Source organism: Azospirillum sp. TSO5 (genome assembly GCF_003116065.1).
Classification (GTDB): domain Bacteria; phylum Pseudomonadota; class Alphaproteobacteria; order Azospirillales; family Azospirillaceae; genus Azospirillum.
Window position 1 is genome coordinate 17,658 of record NZ_LGQY01000058.1, and the last position, 17,265, is coordinate 34,922.

The following is a 17,265-nucleotide window of genomic DNA, read 5'->3' on the forward strand; positions in this document are numbered from 1 at the left end:
TTCGGCCAGCAAGGAGAAGGTGATGGCAAACGCGGATGACATCAGGACGGACGGCGACGGCTTCCCGAGCATCAGGGGCATCAAGGACGGCATCGACGGCCTGAAAGCCCTCACTCCCAAGATCGAGGCTATGGCCGAGAGGCTCGACGGGCTGATCGCCGATGCCCAGGATCAGACGGAGAGCATCCACTGGGCACTCGGGAAGCTCGACGGCATGGCCGGCGACCTGTACCGGGCTGCGGCGGCCGGCGAGGCGTGGGACGTGTCCAGGCTGGCCGACATCCTGAAGGACTGCGAGCATCTCTGCCGGGACCTGGAGCCGTCCGCCTGGAGCGTCGCGGGCGAATACACCATGAAGTTCCTGAATCCTGACCGTCCCGGCTTCTCCTTGAACGCAAGCGACGACCCGGTCGCGGGCAAGATGGCGACCGCCCTCGAAGCCTACACGGTCGTCAGCAACCTCAAGGTGCTGCTCGCGGACGGAATTCCGGAAGAGACCGTCACGAAAGCCATCCGCACGCTGGACGAGGCCACCGACTTCGTCACCCTTTGCCTTGAGGCCCGCGCCTGCCTCGACAGGCTGTCCAGCAGCGACGTGCAGGTCCTGCCTATGGACATCGAGGCCGACCTCCACCACGACCTCATGTGCGAGGAAGAAACCCTCCATGGACACAGCCGCCTCTATGGCAGGGAGCAGGGCGATTCCGAGCGCCACGGCATGATGCCGGCGATCGAGGAGTCCGCCGTGCTGCTCGCCCTCGGCCGGCTGGCAACCACCGCCGCGGCCCTTGCCTACGTCGCGCACGTCACCGGGGAAATCCCCACCGAGGTGGGCTTCCTCCCCTCAGAGGACCCCATTTTTCCCGCCCTTCCAGTGGAGTTGGTGGTGCAGGCGATCGAGAAGAGCTTGCCCCGCGCACAGGCCCTGCTGCTCGCCATCGAGGCGAAGCAGGCGATGGATGTGCCGGAGGTACTGCCGCGGATCGCAGAGAAGCTGAATGCTTACGTTGGTGCTCCTGACCCGGTCAATGGGGTCGGCGACCATGATAAAGCCAATGACGCCCCCCTTTCCGTCCACGTTGTCCACTTTGGAGGAACCCGCACCGACTTCTCGCTTATCGAGTATCTCTCAAATATCAAGCCGGAGTTCCATTCCCTCCGGGAGATGTTCGAGGCGGTCGAGGCCCACGTGCCGGTCAGCATCGACAACCTCGCCGAGTTCGCTCGTCCGAACTACCCGACTGTGGACATGGGGCAGGGGAGCGTCTGGTGCGAGGCGGGTGCCCATGTCGGGGACGGATACACGGCGGGCGCCATCGTGCTGGAGGACGGACGATTCTCCGCCAAGCCTTGGCACGAGGCCTGCGGCGTGGCGTTCGAGTCTGCCACCGACCGTGTATCGGATGTGCTGCCGGTCGCTGGTGGCAGTGCCGCGGACATGAGCTTCCGTGATGCGCAGCGAATCTGCTTCAACACCGAGAACCAGAAAATGGTCGCCGTTGTTGAAGGCGGCGACTGCCTCATGGTGCATCGGGGTTCCGGGAACGACTTCCCTGTCTACCGGAAGGAAAGCCTGCGCGACGCTCTGGCCGAGCGCTATGTCGTCGTGCTCGACGCCATGGTCGGTGAGATGCACCGTTCAGTGTCCGCCGGCGAGAGGTGGGACGCTGCCGCCCTGACCGACATCCTCGAAGGATACGAGAAGGTCTGCCGCGAGGTCGGAGCACCCGCCGACGAAAACGCTGGGCAGTATGCCCTCAAGTTCCTCCACCCGAACGGTTCGGACGACCCCGTCGCGGCTCGGATGGTGAGTGCCGTCCATGCTTGCCAGGACCTCCGCAACATCGCCTCCGGAGAAATGGAGTGCAACGCCAACGAAGTTGCCGACGCTCTGAACACCCTGCGTTATGCGGGCCAGAACGATATCCTGACGCTGACCGAGGATCTCCCAGCCCTCGGCGCCGCCGGCCTTGCGTTCTGGAAGACCGTCGATCCCTTCCTCGATGAACGGACGAAGGAGGACTGTCTGGCGTGCGACGAACGCGGGCGATTGGTGCTGGAGGTCGCAGGCTCGTTCCGGGCGCTCGACTTCACCTCCTGCTTGGTGGAGGTCGCCCCCGAGGAGGTTGGGCTCACCCGGGGCGAAATGACGCGCCTTCGCGACGAGATGGATGTCGAGGCGGTCTCCAGCAGCGGGATGGCTCTCGTCGCCGAGCGCGGGAACTCCGGACGGATCGAGGGTTGGACCGTGAAGGACATCCTGGAGATGAAGGCGGAGCTCGCACCCCGCCGCGGCAACGCTGCCGCAAGGTGCATCGCAGAGGCCGTCCGGGAATCCGTCCGTTCCGCCCCCGCTCCCGCCCGCGAGGCCGAAACCGGACGGAGGTCCGGGGGGCTGAAGCTGTAACGCCACCCAGAGGCGGCAAAAGAGAACAAAAGGAGGCTTCGGCCTCCTTTTCCCGTTCTTGGGGGCCGATTTGCGATCCGTCCGCCAGGACGTCACGATTGCCCGGAACGCGCCGAACGGGCGCACACGGGGAGAGGGGACGGGCCATGGCGTACGAAGTGCAGCAGCGGGCGAAGCAATCCAGCGACAGGTTCTCGTGGGCGGGGGAGGCGGGGGTGCAGGAGGCCATCCGCGGGTTCGCGCCCGCCCTCGCCCGTGCCCGGGTCGCCGCCGTCGATCCCGATGGGATCGCTTGGCTGGACGACCCGGCCGATCCCGACCGAGTCCGTCCGGAACGGGTCGAGGACGTGCTCGGCCGGCTGCTCCCGCCGGAGGCGATGCTCGACGCGGACTTCGGGCAGTCCGACCTTGAATTCATGGGGGTCGTGGCCTTCGAGCCGTCCAGCGGGACCGCGCTCTGCTCGTCCGGGGGGACGCTGCGGGCCATGGGCCGCACCGAATGCCTTCTGGAATCATTCGCCGACCGCATCCGCGGGGCGGAGACCGTGCGGGACATGAACGAGTTCCTGGGCGTGTATCTCCGCCACGGCGGCAGGATGTCCGACGTCGGCGAAGCCGTGCGGAAGGTGAGGGCGGAGGCGATGGAGCGGGCCGTGGGTGCGCTGCACTTCGCCCTCGACGCCTGCGGCATGACCTCAGCGCTGAACGACCTCAGAACCACGCTCACGGAGTGCGGCCGCCACTTCTTCGACGTGAGGCCGCACCTGCCGTTCGACCCGCCGCAGTGCTACGACGCGGAGGACCTCCGCAGCCTCGGCGTCGTGGCTGCCTGGCCGGACGGCAGCGCCGTCAAGGAGGTCCGCAACGGCTACCGCCAGACCACCGTCGAGGCCGAGCTCGGGCCGAGGCAGCGGAAGTCCGTCCTCGCCTTCGGCGATCTGCCGCAGCGGAGCGTGACGAGCACGGAGCACGCGAGCCAGCAGACGCGGAAGGCCGGCGGGCCGAAGCTCTGACCCGGAACGACGTGACGTCCAACACAAAGGCACGAGCAGATGACCGACAGCGAAACCCCGCTGACTACTCCCGTCGAAGCCCTCGTGGTCTTCAGCCTCCAGCGCTCGGTCCTCGCCCGGCTCCGCAGGTATGTCAAAGACGACAGCCTGCCGAGGCTGGCCAAGGTTGTCGGAGGGCTCGGCCGGCACGGACGGTTCACCTTGAAGATCGGGCCGAACGATTGCCCGATGCCCGCAATGCAGGTCCTGGCGGACGGAGGCCGTCTCGCTGTCGAGGTCACCTACGGCGGACTCGCCGTCCAGACGGACTGCGGGCCGACCTCCGTGGACAACCTGTTCACCGACGGACGCGGCCCCGTCCCGGCGGGCAAGGTCGCTTTCGGCGTTGCCTGCGACTCCTTCGCCGCGTCCGTCGGGTTCGCCAGGGCGTTCAGAACGCTCCGCCGGGCGGGCTTCTCAATCGACGAGGCGTCCGCCGCCCGGGCGGCCCTGTGGAGTCCCTCATCGGGCGAGTTAACCGCGACCGTCGCCGCCAAGGGGGACGTCCGGGTGATCGTCTCCGTCCGCCGCGAGGGGACGCACGGCTGGAAGCTCTACGTCGGTGCGGTCTCGCCTCGCCGGCCGCTCGTCTGCCCGGCGGGCAGGCCGCACACTCTGCGCGGGCTGAACCAGGAAGCCCTGGAGTTGGCCTTCGCCACGGCGGCCGAGATGTCCGAGACCCCGTCCGGGTGACTTCCGTCCGCGGCGGGCCGGAAAGCCCCCTCTGGACGCATCTTCCGACTGTCTCGGGGCACCCCGCCCCTCCGAATGCTCTGCATGGGCTTCCTAAAGCCTCCTGCGGCGTGTCGGAGGGCTGCCGCCGCCGATCTCCTCCTTCATCCCGGGTGGGGTGTGTCGGCAGGCCCGTCGCCCCGGCGTGCGGACGACCGCTTCCCGTCCGCACGCCCCGTCCCGACCATTTTCCGTCCGTCCCGTCCGTCCGCCTTCAGCTCCGCCCCGGGATGAAAGAGGATTCCACCGGGCTCTGCCCCTTTCCGCTTCCGTTGCGGGAATCCCTTTTCCCGACCGAACGAACCTCCCCATCCGCCCCGCCCGTCCGAAACCAAGACGTTCGGTGAAACCAACGCGCGTGCGCGTACGTGCGGGTAACTAAAAGATAATATAATGATAAGGCGGAAACGGAATAACCTCCGCCACCGCCCCGTCTTCGTTGCGGCAGTAGGGGCCGTCGCCACCGTCCAGATTGAGGGGCGTTAGCGGTTTTCGATGTTTATTCAGCGATTTTCGATGTTTTACGCCCGCCCCGCGCTCTGTAATTGACATGTCAACACCCATGGCGCTACGGTGAAGACAATGATCAAAAGGGGAGCGCATCGCATGGCACAGCCTGATAGGCAGCGCCTGACTGGCATGGGCGAAGGAGCGGTCGGCATCAGGACGAGGGCGGCGGGCCCCGGCAGAGGGCGGAAGCGCCCGGACTACGCCACGGGCACCGCCCGGCAGGACGTCGCGATCGGGAAGCTGGACATCTTCACCGTGCGGGCCAAGGGAGGGAAGGACGCGCCGAAGAAGGTGGGCGGACTGACCCGCACCGTGCGCTACGAGACTGAGTGGCTGCCTGTCCCCGAAGACGAAGGCCCTCCGCGCGAGATCCAGGTCTACTACCCGCCAGGGGTCGGCGACATGCCCAGCAGGCTCTGCCCGCAGGGCTGTGCCATCCACCAGTCCGTCCTCCTCGGCGCCCTCTCGCTCGCCGGGGTGCTGAAGCGGGAGTTCTACGAGGCCGAGCCGGAGACCGGCATCGTCGTCGAGGACCGCACGCTGGTCTCCGGGGCGACCTACCGCCGCGTCAGGATCAGGACGACCACCGCCGCCCTCCTGAAGGCGTCCGGCCTGTCGGTCGGCGGGCCGATGTTCAAGGTGCTGCCGGAGGTGCTGAAGGGGCTTTGGCAGATCAGCTACGCGTACCGCCACCAGGTCGGCAACCGCTTCGTCGAGTACCGCGGCGAGCCCCTGATCACCTACGAGCTGGTGGGCGACACGGGAGAGCTCGACATCACATTGGCCGAGCGGTTCGCCCGCATCTTCTTCGTCGGGCACCACGAGGGGCGCTGGCCCAGGCACCTGTGCATCGACCTCGGCGAACGCAACGCGCTGTCCGGCGAGATCGCGAAGCTGCTGCACAACTGGCTGTCCTGCAACGTCTGGACCGGCAGAACGGCGACGTTCTGGCCTGACACCCTCGCCGGGCACGTCTACCCCGCCGGCACGGTGATCAACAGCCCGAAGCGGTTCGCCGTGAGGGGCGCTCTCGACAAGCTCGGCCGGCTGCCCGGCTGGAGAGTGCAGCATCTCCCCGACGGGAAAGTGTCCGTCACCAGAGGCGGCTCAATTAGTGTTTGCATGCAGCAAGTTTGACGGCTGTCGGAGTGCGCGGCATGATGGGCGGCGCCGGTCCGCACGCGGTCGGCTCAACCGATCAAGCGAGGAGGCAGGGAATGGGAACGATGGACACCGTTGACGAGGCCGATTTCGGGCGGAGGCGGGCCGCCGCGGAGGCACTCTTCTCCGCTGGCGCCACGCTCTACAAGGCGGGCTTTCCGAACACGGCTGAGGTTGCCGCGACCGTCGCCGAGGCGGTCGCGGGGGGAGCCAGGAGGCTTTCCCGCGAAGGGCTGTCCGCAACCGCTTGCGTGTGCGCGGTGCTCCTGAAGCGGTCGGCAGACGCGGGGGAGGGGGCGACAGGAACGCTCCGCCGGGCCGCCGCGTCGGTTCTCGGGGCGGTGTCGCGCTTCGAGGGGGGAGCCTCCCGCAGCCTCGCGGCTTCGACGCGAGCCGGGCTGGTCGAGCGGATCGACGGCTGGCTTGCCGAGACGCAGGGGCGCCGGCCGACCACAGCCCGCGGCGAAGAGGGCCGCAGGGCGGCCATGGACTTCGGCAGCGGCCCCGTTCCGTCCGCCGGCGAACTCGGGCATCCCGGTGGGATCGCCCTCGCGGACGAGGTCGTCCCCGCGCGGCTCCGCTTCGCCGAGGCGAGGGACGACCACTCGGCGGGCCTTCGCAGCCGTCTGTCCGCAGGCGACGCGGGCCGGGAATCCGCCCGTCCCCGCGGGCGGTTCTGCGAGACGTTCCTGGTCGGACTCGTCGATGCCGGGTTCGTCATCCGTTCCGGCATCGACCCCCAGACCGTCTCCCGCCGCATCGGCGACGGGCTTTCCGGGGTAAGGGACTGGGCGCCTTGGCCGGTGGCCAGCGTCGAGGGTCCGTCTGGCGCCCTGGCGGCGGTCGGGCTGATCGACACCGGGCGCGGGATGGCGGTCTACGTCGCCGACAGCGGGAGCGACGGCGGCAAGCCCAGGACCTTCCCGTTCTCGACCCCGCAGGAGGCAATGTCCGCCATGCGCGACGCGGCGGGCCATGCGGCGGCTGCGGCCCGCTCGGTGTCCGCCCGGAAGGGCGGGGGCATGCAGGCGCTCGGCAAGGCCCTGGACGTCTCCGTCACCCGCCAGCCCCAGCCGACGCGGTCAACGAAGTCGCCCGGGAACTCGCTGTTCTGATCACCGCATCCCCCGCAGGATAAGGCGCCGCAGCGGGGGAGAGGGAAGGCGTCTTCGACGCCATCGTAGAGGCGTCTTCGACGCCAGCCCGGGAAAGGGGCACGTCCGTCCTCCGAGACACTCCGCCGATGGAATCCATCGATGGAGGAGCGGCAGTGCAGACGGTGCGTCCCGAGGGCCTTGAATACCTCGACAAGCATTTTGTGCCTCTCAAGGGCAAGGTTAAGTGGGATGCGGAGGCGACCGGGATCGCCCCGCTGACCATGTTCGAGGGCTTCGCGGGCGTGGGTGCCCCCTACCTCGCCAGCGCCGGGCTTCCGATCGAGACGGTGGCGATCTCGGAGCACTCCGGCTACGCGCCGACGCAGTGCCAGGTCTGGAAGACCTGGACGGACGTCCCGAACCTCGACGACATCACCGCCCCCGACCTCGCCGGCCGTTACGGGGTTCTGCTGAACGGGCGCGATCCTCATATCATGATCGGCGGCAGCCCGTGCCAACCCTTCTCGTTCGCCGGGAACCGCCAGGGGTTGCGGGATATCCGTGGCAACCTGGCCCTGCGGTACTGCGAACTCATCGACGAGGTGAACCCCGAGATCAGCGGTTGGGAGAACGTCTTCGGCGTACTCAACGACCCGACCAACGCCTTCGGCCATCTCATCGGCCACCTCTCCGGCTTCCGCCGCCCCCGGACGGACTGGTCGCCCCTGCGGGCCGATCCCCGTTTCGCCCGGGTCTTTGAGGAGTCCCCCGACGTGGCGGGGATGCTCGACGACCATCCCGGCCTGTGCTCCCTGCTGCTCGACGACGAGGCGTTCCGCGTCGCCGTGACCGAGCCGTCGGAGAAGGTCAAGGACCTCCGCCGGAGCTTCCCGAAGGCGATCTCGAAGGAGCACGGCGCCGCCCTGGCGAAGCCCCTCGGCAAGGCGGTCCTGGACGGCGACCGCGAGGCGTTCCTGTCCGCGCTCGCCGCCGCCCCCTCGGCCGCTGCGGAGGTGCTGGTGGCCTTCTCGCCGTTCGCCGTCGCCCCGCACGAGATCCTGCCGCCCGACGCCTACTGCACGATGACGAAAGGCACGCTGAAGCGGCGCTGGCCGAACGCCGGGGTGGTGGCTGGACCGTCCCGCGTCGTCGCATGGCGGGTCATCGACGCGCAGCACTACGGCGTGGCCCAGCGCCGCCGCCGCATCTTCGCCGTGGCGACGAAGGTCGGCAACGGCCTCGACCCGACCGCCATCCTGTTCGACTGGCCCGAGCGGCCGCCCCGGAAGGCGGGCGGCAAGGGCAAGGTGAAGGTCCCCGACATCCACATCAAGGGCGCCACGGGCGACGTGATGGTTTGGCTGCCCGACCCGAAGACCAAGCGCTTCGGCACGGATTGCGAGCCGCACTGGGGCGAGGGTCCGCTCAACCCCGGCCGCAAGGCGAAACTCTCCGACCCCGGCTGCCTGCTGCGGACCTTCGTGCCGGAATCCTATGATCTGTCGGCATTGGCCTGCCTCGGCATCCTGTACCGCGCCGACCGCCGGGACAAGGCCATCCCCGTCCGCCTGGAAGCCGGCCTCGACGAGTACGTCTGCGGCGGCCTCGACCTCGTCGCCGGGCACGTCGAGGCCGAACTGGCGGACTGCCGCGCGGCCCTGCTGGCGATCGAGGAGCTCGACGCCGCGCTCAAGGGTGCGACCCGGCTGGGCGCGGCGGATTTCGCTCGGAAGCTGGAGAGCCTGACCACCTTGGTAGCCCGCAACGACGCGCTGGCCGCCATCCGCACCGGCGGGGCCAAAGGCTCGGCCGAGGATGCCGACGACACCGACACCGCCACCGCCACCGACACCGACACCGACACCGACACCGACGACGAGGAGATCTGAAGATGGCAAAGAAGACCAGGGCCGACGTCCGCCCCGACATCATCGGCATGCTCACGAAAGCCGCCGCGCTGGCGAAGCCCGCCGCCTCCGGCGACGCGGACTCTGCCAAGGCCCTGAAGGCCGTCCTGGACGCGGTGGAGGGCCAGCTCGCCCGCCTCCGCGCCGATGCGGAGAAGGCCGTCGCCGAGGCCGAGGGGCGGAAGTCCGTCCTGACCGCCGCCATGCGGCGCTACCTTGCGGGCGCCTACGACTTCGGCGCCGACGACGTGCCGGTGTTCGGCGTGATCGGAGACGCGACGCCGAAGACCTACGACGACGGCATGGGCACGCTCCGCGCCCAGCAGGGCGGGGAGGGCAACGTCGCGGCCTACCTTCTGCCGCAGCCGGCCGGCGCCTTCCGCGAGGCTGGGTTCGGCCGCTGGGCCGGCACCGATGTCGGCGAGACGCTGCGGGCGTCCGGCGGCAGCTTCGGCGGCGGCTCCGAAACCGTGGTGGCCGCCACGCCCGGCGCGTACGTCGAGAACTCCCGCTCCGAGGTGCGCGAGGTCGAGGGCGGCGTCGCCGCGTGCCTGACCGGCCCCGCCGGCAAGAACTTCAATATCATCGCGGGCGCCTTCATGGGCGGGCAGGGGGCAAAGGCGGGCTCCGTGGCCTACTCCGAGACCGTGTCCCCGACCCTGAAGTCGTCCCCGTCTGGCTCGAACCAGATTCCCAGCCTCGTCGAGCAGTCCCTGCCCGTGGGGCCGTGCCATGCCCGCCAGGCAGAGCCTATCAGGCTGTGCCACCCGACCACCGCCGGGACGCTGCTGGCCTCCGGCGCGGGGATGTCGCGCCCCGCCGGCTGCGCGTCGGAGACCGACCTTGTGGTCGCGCACCCGGTGTTGGCATGCGGTGACGACTTCTACTGCAACAAGGTTTCCGTTGCCGAAATGGATTATGCCCAGCTCAAGGCTGCCGTGAAGGCGGAGGCCGGTCGCCGCCAGCGCCGCCACCGCGTGCGCCGCCTGACCCCGATCGAGACCGCTCGGCTTCAGGGCATGCCGGACTGGTGGCACGCCGTCCCGGCCCCCGAGGGCAAGCGCCCGAAGGCCATGTCCCCCAGCGAGGTGGCCGCCCGCCGCCGCATGTACGCCGAGATCGGCCTCGACTTCACGGAGTCCGAGATCGCCGCCTTCGCGAGCGACGGCGACGCCTACAAGGGCCACGGGAATTCGATGGCGGTCCCTGTGATGCGCTTCATTTTCACGAAAACGGTCGATCACGTGCGTGAGCGCCGCCCGGACTTCTTCGTCCCGCAGACCGCCACCGCCCGGCCTTCGTCCCGTCACGAGGCGGCGAACGAAGCGACGGCAGTGTCCGCATAACAGCACGTCAAACGCTGCAATCCTGTTCAGGGGGCCGATTTGACCGCCGACTCTTGAGAGACTACCGTTGCCCTATCTGCTTCCCAGCGCTACCGTAGCCTACATGCCAACACTTGATGTGGCTGCGGCGGCGCCGGGGCAGGCACGGGACAGGAAGGAGAACGCGATGGCGGGGCTTGGCAGGCTGAATTCGACGAGAGACGACTGGGACGGCAATTCGTCCCGGTCGCCGCAGCACAAAGACAGAACGACGGACATGAGCGACGCCGACTTCCTCGGCGACTGGTTTGCCGACGTCGTGCGGCACCTCGGCGGCTTCTCTGAATACAACGCCGCGAGCCCGGCGGATGTCCGCGCCGCGTTCAAGGAAGTGGTTCGCGAGAGCGGCGATCTCTGCGCCCTCGTTATGGGGATGGTTGGTGAGGGACGGCGTGCGTCGAAAACCTTCTCGAAGGACGGAGTCCGTCCGTACGACGACGAGAGCCTGTTCCACCCCCGCTACATCCGTGCCGCCGACTTGAACGGGCTGATCGCCCGGTTCCAGGAGGTCGGCCCGCACGAGCTGACCGTCCGAGCCGACCTCAAGCCAGACGCTTTCCGGCGGGTGCTCGTCGCGGCGCAGGACAAGACGCGGCTCGACGGCAAGCGCGACGCGGTCAATCGCCGTTACAAGGACAAGGGGGACAGCGACGACGGTTCCGCGCGGGTGCCGGACCTGGAGCCGTCGGAGGATCGGCGTTGGGTGATGGTTGATCTGGACGGGCTGCATATCCAGACGCTCGCCTCGGCGGCCCGGAAGCTCGGCCTCGACATCCACCCTGTCGCGGCCCGTCTCTCTGCCGCGGGGGATCAACCCGACGACATGTTCGACGCGATCGTCCGGCAGGCCCTCATCGACAACACCGACGGTTTTGCCGACTGGGCCGTCCGCACGGCGATCCGCGTGATCTTGCCCAAGGAATTCCACGCGGCCCGTTGCGGCGCGGAGTGGTCGTCATCGGCGTTCCAGCCGTCGAAGCCCCCCGGCGAACTGCGCCTGCACGTCTTCTTCGAGTCCGACGTGGGCTTCGACGACGTGCAGATGCGGGAGGTCTTCAAGGCCGCGAAGGTGCGCATCGAGGAAGAGCTCGGCATCCCCGGCGCCGTCCTCGACGACCGCCTGCTGATCAGCAACCAGGTCCACTACATCTCTCCCCCCGTCTACCTCGACGGCACCGATCCGCTGCGCGGCAAGCCACGTGCGTGGATCGTCGAGGGCACGGAGGCCAAGGTGCCGGTCTCCAAGATGGACCTTGCGGTCGTCGCGGAGCGGGCAAGGGCGATCGTCTCGCGGTTCGATGCCTCGAAGATGGCTGGGGTGAGCGCCAGCGGGCACTTCGACGCGTTCCGCCAGCTCCTGGAGCGGCTCGCCGCCTCGACCGACCGGACGGACGCCGCCGCTCGCCGCGGGCTGGCGCTCATGGCTGGCGGACGGACTCCCGAGCAGATCGTGACGGACGCCCGGAAGGCCGCCGACGAGATCGGGGCGAACGGGGCCGACACGAGTTGGCGATTCCGGGGCGATCCGCTGGCCGAGTTCCTCGGCAGGCTCGGCACGCTCGGACGCGGCGAGACGGGGCAGGGGTTCCAGGGGGTGATTCCCGGCGCGGTGCAGAAGCTGGCCAACCGCCTTGGGGCGGTGGCGCCGGAGGGCGGGGAGGTCGCGTTCGTCGCCTGGATGACGCTCGCGGCCACGCGCTGGGCGGCCGAGGAGGCCCCGCACTTCCGTCCGCAAGGCGTTGACGACTACCAGTTCCACCGCCTGGTCCAGGGGACCCGCTCGGCCGACCGCAAATACGACGCGGAGTACGTCAACGACATCGTCGTCCGCACCTTCCCCAGGAAGGTCGTCCGCAGCCCCGAGCTGACGCTCGTGAAGGACCGCGAGGCCAGCCCGTTCAAATACGTGCTGCGCGAGCACTCCGCCCACCGGCAGCAGTCCGTGCTGACCGACTTCGTCGCCCGCGACGTCAACCACGTCCGCAACGGCATCTATTCGCTGAAAACCAAGGGGGTCGAGGCCGTGGTGCTCAGCGACGGGCGGGGCCGACCCGCCATCCTGCTCGCCAAGGCGGCGGGCGGGCAGCCGCTGATCGCCTTCCCCGGCGCCGCCAAGCTGGGGGACATGTACGGGGCCGGGCGCGAGGCCGTCCGCGCCGAGCTGTCGAAGGTGCTGGCCGACCTCGCCGAGACGTGCCGGGCAACGATGACCTCGGTGGACGGCGGCTTCGACGTGCCGGGTGTCGAAGGTCTCCGCCTCAGCTTCGGCAAGGGCGGCCTCGACACGATCACGTTTGCCGGCCGCTCGTTCGCCCTGCGCTCCGCCCAGCCCGCCGTCGAGGCGTCGGTTCCGTCCGCCCAGGCGGAGCAGGAGGTCGCCCCCCGCGCGGACGCCGCTGCCCGCATCTTCGACCCCTTCGCCGACTTCGCACCCCGGCCCGCCGCAGCGGCGGACAGGGGAAATCAGAACGCCGCGCAGGCCGAAACGTCGGCGCCGGAGATTCCCGAGTTCGACCCGTTCGACTGCGGCCCATTCATGTCCGTCCGTAGGGATTCGAAGAACCCGGAGCGGGATTCGCAGAACCTCACGGATGCCGGGGTTCCGCCACGGGACCGCGGGCAGGGCCAGCGGGACATCGACGACGACCCCTTCGACTTCCCGCCGCCCCGCCGAGGGGGTGCGCTCAGGGCGATCGCGGAAGCCGTGGCCGACGGTGCCGCAAGACCCGCAAGGGATTGCTCCGCCGGGCGCGGAGGCGGCGTATCCCTCGTTTAGGGGGCACCGCGCCATAGGCGTTGCCAAATCTATAACGTTGCGCCTATACTGTCTGCATGACAACACGTAGATGGCAGTTGTGCAGAAAGGCGGCGCCACATGGCACTATACGACACCGTGTCTGGCGAAGGGGGAGGGACGCGCTCCCTCACCCGCGTCGAGCGGTTCTTCCCCGATGACGAGATCATCGTCAGCAAGACCGACCCCAAGGGTCGCCTCGTCTACGTCAACGACATCTTCCTGTCCGTGTCCGGCTACACGGAGCGTGAGCTCATCGGGCAGCCGCACAGCGTCATCCGCCATCCGGAGATGCCCCGCTGCGTGTTCCGGCTGATGTGGGAGCGGATCGGCTCCGGCCAGGAGATCTTCGCCTACGTGAACAACAGGGCGAAGAACGGCGACCACTACTGGGTGTTTGCCCACGTCACCCCGAGCTATGAGGGGCCGGGGAGGCTGGTCGGATACCATTCCAACCGCCGTGTCCCCCGCCGCGAGGCCATCGAGAAGATCAAGCCGATCTACGGCGCCCTCCTTTCCGAGGAAAACCGCCACGCGGACCGCAAGGCCGGGCTCGACGCCTCCTGCCGCCTGCTGAACGACCACCTCGTCTCGCTGGGGAAGAGCTATGACCAGTTCGTCCATGAACTCTAACCCCCTCGCCGGGGTTCGCCGCGCCCTGCTCGCCACCGCGGCCGTCGGGGTCGTCGCGGGCATCGCCTCCGCCGTCTGCGGAAACTGGGGGGAGGCCGTCGCCTTGGCCGGAACCGCCGCGCTGTCCGGCTGGGGGCTGCGGCGCGTGCGCGGGGCCGAGGGCAGCGTCAGGAAGGCCATGGCGGCGTGCCAGTCCGCCTCGCGCGGACAGCTCGGCGTGCGGGTGCTCGACATTGAGGGCGAGCCGGAGGGCATGCGGCAGATGCTGCGCGACCTGAACCGCTTCCTCGACCTGACCGAGGCGTTCGCCCGCGAGGCCGACGCGGCGATGCAGCACGCGAACGACCGCCGCTACTACCGCAAGATCGTGACCACCGGCCTGCGCGGGGACTTCCTGCGGCACGCAGCGGTGTTCAACGATGCCTTCGACCGGATGAAGGCGAGGGACGACGAGGCCCTCGCCTTCGCCGAGACGGAGGTCAGGAGCCTCGCCCGGGCGGTTCGAGAGGCTACGGGGGCGCTGAACGCCTCCGCCGCTCTGCTGCGGGAGAACGCCGGAACGTCGGTCGATGAGGCGATAGCCGCCGCCGCCGCCTCGGCCCAGACCTCGGCCAACGTGCAGGCGGTGGCGGCCGCCGCCGAGGAGCTGGCCGCGTCCTTCGGCGAGGTGCGGGGGCAGGCCGTTCGTGCCAGCGCCGTGTCGTCGGAGGCGGCCGCCGCCGCGAGGCGGACGGACGACACGGTGCGCGAGCTGGGCGAGACCGCCGAGCGGATCGGAGCCGTCGTCAAGCTGATCTCCGACATCGCGTCCCAGACCAACCTGCTCGCCCTCAACGCCACGATCGAGGCGGCGAGGGCGGGGGAGGCGGGCAAGGGATTCGCCGTGGTCGCCGGCGAGGTGAAGCAGCTCGCCAACCAGACCGCCCGGGCGACCGACGAGATCGTGGAGCAGATCGCCCGCATGAAGTCGGTGGCCGAAGGGGCGGCCAGGGCCATCTCCGGAATCGGCGGCACCGTCGGCAGCATCGAGCAGACTTCGGCCGCGGTGGCGGCGGCGGTGGATCAGCAGAGCGCCGTCACCCTCGACATCAGCCGCAACGTCAACGAGGCGGCGGTCGGCACCGGCGGCGTGTCCGCCGCCGTCGTGTCGGTGCGCACGACCGCGGAGCGCACGCGGGCCGAGTCCGAGGAGATCGCCCGCTCCGCCGTCCGCCTGGCCGACCAGGCGGACGACCTCCAGCGCAAGGTGGACGCCTTCATCGGGAAGATGATGGCGTGAGCGGCGCCCGCCTGATGTCCGACGGAGGCCCTGCCGCCGCCCACCGCACGCGGCAGGGCCTCCGAAGGGGGAATGACGTCCTCGCATAAGAATACTTATGGAAATACTCAACCCTAAGTTGTTGTTTTGCAAGACTTTGCTGCGGCACACGCCATTGAGCCGGTCAGCCAAATGGCGGTTCACGGCCTCGCTCGTGATCGTTGTCGGCTACAAACTTCGCTGCTTGCGCGGGCGACAGTCGGTTGACACCGAAGAGCGAGAACACCTTGGCCAATGCCTCGATCAGGAAGGCTTCCTGGGACTGGGGGTTGGACCAGTCTCGCCCCTTCTGCTCGTGCTTAGTCGCCGACCGCCTCGCCGGGGGCCGGTCCGCCATCGCCCAGCCTCCGGGGAAGCGGACTCCGTCGAAGCCGGTAAATCCAACTTCAACACGGCGGGCAGCGTAAGCGCCGTAATGGTCAAGGACCCAGTTAATGCGGCGGAGAGCTGAGGACCAGCCCTTGAAGACGTCGGCCAAATCGACCGAACGCCGGTCAGCCCCGGTTTGCTGCCACACGCAGGAACCGTTCAGGACCCAGAACTCTCCCGTGTCTTCGAAGTACATGGCGACGTCTTTGCTCTCGCGGACCTCACTCCGTCCGGAGGAAATCCAGTAGCGAACGTAGCCCTCCTTAGTGGCTCCGAAATCTCCGCTGTCGTAGCGGGTATGCGCGTCTGGAGCGATGTTCGAGCCAAGGCCGCCGATGCTGGCCACATCGGGCGGGTTTGACTTCCATCCGCTCGGGATGACGCGCAAGTATGCACGTGGACCAGCCGGTATCGACACCGCCGTCCAGTGGTTGTTGCCGAAGGAATCCTGGTGGGCGAAACCGGCCTCCGCGCCAGCCCACAAGGAAGGCTCGTCAGCCTTCGCCTCAACACCCGTGATCGGCTTTTCCGCTGCGGCCTCTTCCAGGTAGTGTACGAGGTTGGTGCGGATCGCCGACGTCAATTCGGACACTAACCGCTTTTTCACGCTCGCCCTCGTCTTGCCGTCGTCGCTTTCGGCGAGCTCATAGGTCAGCGTGCGGCGGCCGCGGATATCGAACGGCAGATCAGATATCTTCCAACCCTCGGCGGTGTTGAGAATGTAGATCTGACGCGTCCAGCCCGGGCTGTTCAGCGACCAGCCTAACTCGACGAGGACGTTCGGGTTCGGCAGCGCCTTGCCATCCGCCGTCTGTGCCACAGGCGTGACGTCGGCCACGAAGACCGCGCTTTCCGCGATCTTCTTCATCAGCACCGGCACGATCTCGGCGGCTCCCGGCACCCCCTTGGTGTCGTGATCAAGCGCCGGTCGATCGGCGTCGTCGAGCTCGAAATCACCTTCCAAGGCCGCGACAGCCTCCTCCAGGGCAGACTTGATGAAGTGGCGGTTGGCCTTCCCCGGCGAGTCGTCTTGCCAGGACCAGAAAACCTTCATGATGTGCGAGCCTTTTGCTGCTGTCCTGATACCGGCCGATCCCCCGGAACGGCAGTTCCAGTGCCACTCCAAGCAATGCAACCCTATCGTGCCGACGACCGCTCAACAACATCCGCCGTCAATGTGATCGTATTTCTCACTTACTTGACATTATTGTCATTTCGTATTATGGATTTGGGCATAAGACGGAATTCAAGGAGGACGTGCGATGCCGCAAGCGAGAGCCATCAACCATCGACCGCCGCGGAATGTGGCGAGGGCATACCGGAATCTGGTCGATCCCGCGAAGAAGCGTGTCAGCGTCAGGACGGTCGCGTCCTGGATGTCCTGCATGCGCTCGATCCTCGAAAGCGTCAGCGCGGCGAGGTCCGGCGGCGATCCGGCCAGGGCGGCGACCCTGGAGGCGTCCGCCGCGCTATGGGACGTCTGGCTGGAAGAGACCTTCGACGCCGTGCCGGACGCCATCGCAAGGATGGAGCTGCTGGCGGCGATCGACGACGGAAGGGCATGCCCGCTCCCCGCCTTCCCCGGCGGTCCGCTCGTCTTCGCGGAAGGAGGGCTTCCCGTCGGACTCGAAGCCTGGCTGCGGGCCTGGCGGCGTGCGTTCAGCTTGGTCCGGGAATAGCCGGGGCGAATGACGCCTGCCCAGGAGCGGGGACGCGCCGTTCGGCGCCAGCATGAGATCGCTCCTCTTGCTTGACATTATTCATAGATTGTGTTATACAATGAGCAAGGGCTGGGAGAGGGATCGGTGGCACGGCATAGCACATAGGTGTTGACATGCCATACGTCACTCCGGCGAGTCGGACGGACGAGGAGGCGTGGATGAGGCAGGCGCACGGAGGC

12 protein-coding genes are annotated in these 17,265 nt (G+C 68.3%); 11 read left to right on the plus strand and 1 reads right to left on the minus strand.

The genetic code is table 11. The annotated features are described in order from the left end of the window. The first annotated feature begins 22 nt into the window (after positions 1-22). The 10 genes from TSO5_RS15915 (at position 23) to TSO5_RS15960 (ending at position 14,957) form a co-directional block, all read left to right on the plus strand. Positions 23-2,407: a hypothetical protein gene (locus TSO5_RS15915; protein WP_109152452.1), complete on the plus strand. Its 2,385-nt coding sequence runs from the start codon at positions 23-25 to the stop codon at positions 2,405-2,407. Between the two features lie 146 nt (positions 2,408-2,553). Beyond that, on the plus strand, positions 2,554-3,420 hold the full coding sequence (locus tag TSO5_RS15920; protein WP_109152453.1) for a hypothetical protein: 867 nt from the start codon (positions 2,554-2,556) through the stop codon (positions 3,418-3,420). Positions 3,421-3,459: 39 nt separating this feature from the next. Beyond that, complete coding sequence (locus tag TSO5_RS15925) at positions 3,460-4,152, plus strand: hypothetical protein (protein WP_109152454.1); 693 nt, start codon at positions 3,460-3,462, stop codon at positions 4,150-4,152. Positions 4,153-4,797: 645 nt separating this feature from the next. Beyond that, entirely contained in the window at positions 4,798-5,838 is a 1,041-nt protein-coding gene (repC, locus tag TSO5_RS15930; RefSeq protein WP_109152455.1) for a replication protein C, IncQ-type, read from the plus strand. 89 nt (positions 5,839-5,927) lie between these two features. Next, positions 5,928-6,977, plus strand: a complete 1,050-nt coding sequence (locus TSO5_RS15935) for a hypothetical protein (RefSeq protein ID WP_146203750.1) — start codon at positions 5,928-5,930, stop codon at positions 6,975-6,977. 128 nt (positions 6,978-7,105) lie between these two features. Further along, positions 7,106-8,848: a DNA cytosine methyltransferase gene (locus TSO5_RS15940; protein ID WP_109152457.1), complete on the plus strand. Its 1,743-nt coding sequence runs from the start codon at positions 7,106-7,108 to the stop codon at positions 8,846-8,848. Positions 8,849-8,850: 2 nt separating this feature from the next. Continuing rightward, positions 8,851-10,212 (plus strand): DNA cytosine methyltransferase, encoded by a 1,362-nt coding sequence (locus tag TSO5_RS15945; RefSeq protein WP_109152458.1) that lies wholly within the window; start codon positions 8,851-8,853, stop codon positions 10,210-10,212. A 256-nt stretch (positions 10,213-10,468) separates the two neighbouring features. Continuing rightward, a complete protein-coding gene (locus TSO5_RS15950) occupies positions 10,469-13,027 on the plus strand; it encodes a hypothetical protein (protein WP_109152459.1) in 2,559 nt (852 codons plus the stop codon). Between the two features lie 99 nt (positions 13,028-13,126). Next, complete coding sequence (locus tag TSO5_RS15955) at positions 13,127-13,678, plus strand: PAS domain-containing protein (protein ID WP_109152460.1); 552 nt, start codon at positions 13,127-13,129, stop codon at positions 13,676-13,678. After that, entirely contained in the window at positions 13,653-14,957 is a 1,305-nt protein-coding gene (locus TSO5_RS15960) for a methyl-accepting chemotaxis protein (RefSeq protein WP_109152461.1), read from the plus strand. The genes TSO5_RS15955 and TSO5_RS15960 overlap by 26 nt, the downstream gene beginning before the upstream one ends. Positions 14,958-15,120: 163 nt before the next feature. On the opposite strand, the gene TSO5_RS15965 is transcribed toward TSO5_RS15960, so the two are convergent. Beyond that, positions 15,121-16,419, minus strand: a complete 1,299-nt coding sequence (locus tag TSO5_RS15965; RefSeq protein WP_109152462.1) for a hypothetical protein — start codon at positions 16,417-16,419, stop codon at positions 15,121-15,123. A 208-nt stretch (positions 16,420-16,627) separates the two neighbouring features. On the opposite strand from TSO5_RS15965, the gene TSO5_RS15970 reads away from it, so the two are divergent. Further along, entirely contained in the window at positions 16,628-17,044 is a 417-nt protein-coding gene (locus TSO5_RS15970) for a hypothetical protein (RefSeq protein WP_146203751.1), read from the plus strand. Positions 17,045-17,265: the final 221 nt, after the last annotated feature.

Coding starts and splice junctions, on each gene's coding strand:
- TSO5_RS15915 (WP_109152452.1), top strand. CDS start 23: ATGGCAAACGCGGATGACATCAGGACGGACGGCGACGGCTTCCCGAGC.
- TSO5_RS15920 (WP_109152453.1), top strand. CDS start 2,554: ATGGCGTACGAAGTGCAGCAGCGGGCGAAGCAATCCAGCGACAGGTTC.
- TSO5_RS15925 (WP_109152454.1), top strand. CDS start 3,460: ATGACCGACAGCGAAACCCCGCTGACTACTCCCGTCGAAGCCCTCGTG.
- repC (WP_109152455.1), top strand. CDS start 4,798: ATGGCACAGCCTGATAGGCAGCGCCTGACTGGCATGGGCGAAGGAGCG.
- TSO5_RS15935 (WP_146203750.1), top strand. CDS start 5,928: ATGGACACCGTTGACGAGGCCGATTTCGGGCGGAGGCGGGCCGCCGCG.
- TSO5_RS15940 (WP_109152457.1), top strand. CDS start 7,106: ATGGAATCCATCGATGGAGGAGCGGCAGTGCAGACGGTGCGTCCCGAG.
- TSO5_RS15945 (WP_109152458.1), top strand. CDS start 8,851: ATGGCAAAGAAGACCAGGGCCGACGTCCGCCCCGACATCATCGGCATG.
- TSO5_RS15950 (WP_109152459.1), top strand. CDS start 10,469: ATGAGCGACGCCGACTTCCTCGGCGACTGGTTTGCCGACGTCGTGCGG.
- TSO5_RS15955 (WP_109152460.1), top strand. CDS start 13,127: ATGGCACTATACGACACCGTGTCTGGCGAAGGGGGAGGGACGCGCTCC.
- TSO5_RS15960 (WP_109152461.1), top strand. CDS start 13,653: ATGACCAGTTCGTCCATGAACTCTAACCCCCTCGCCGGGGTTCGCCGC.
- TSO5_RS15965 (WP_109152462.1), bottom strand. CDS start 16,419: ATGAAGGTTTTCTGGTCCTGGCAAGACGACTCGCCGGGGAAGGCCAAC.
- TSO5_RS15970 (WP_146203751.1), top strand. CDS start 16,628: ATGCCGCAAGCGAGAGCCATCAACCATCGACCGCCGCGGAATGTGGCG.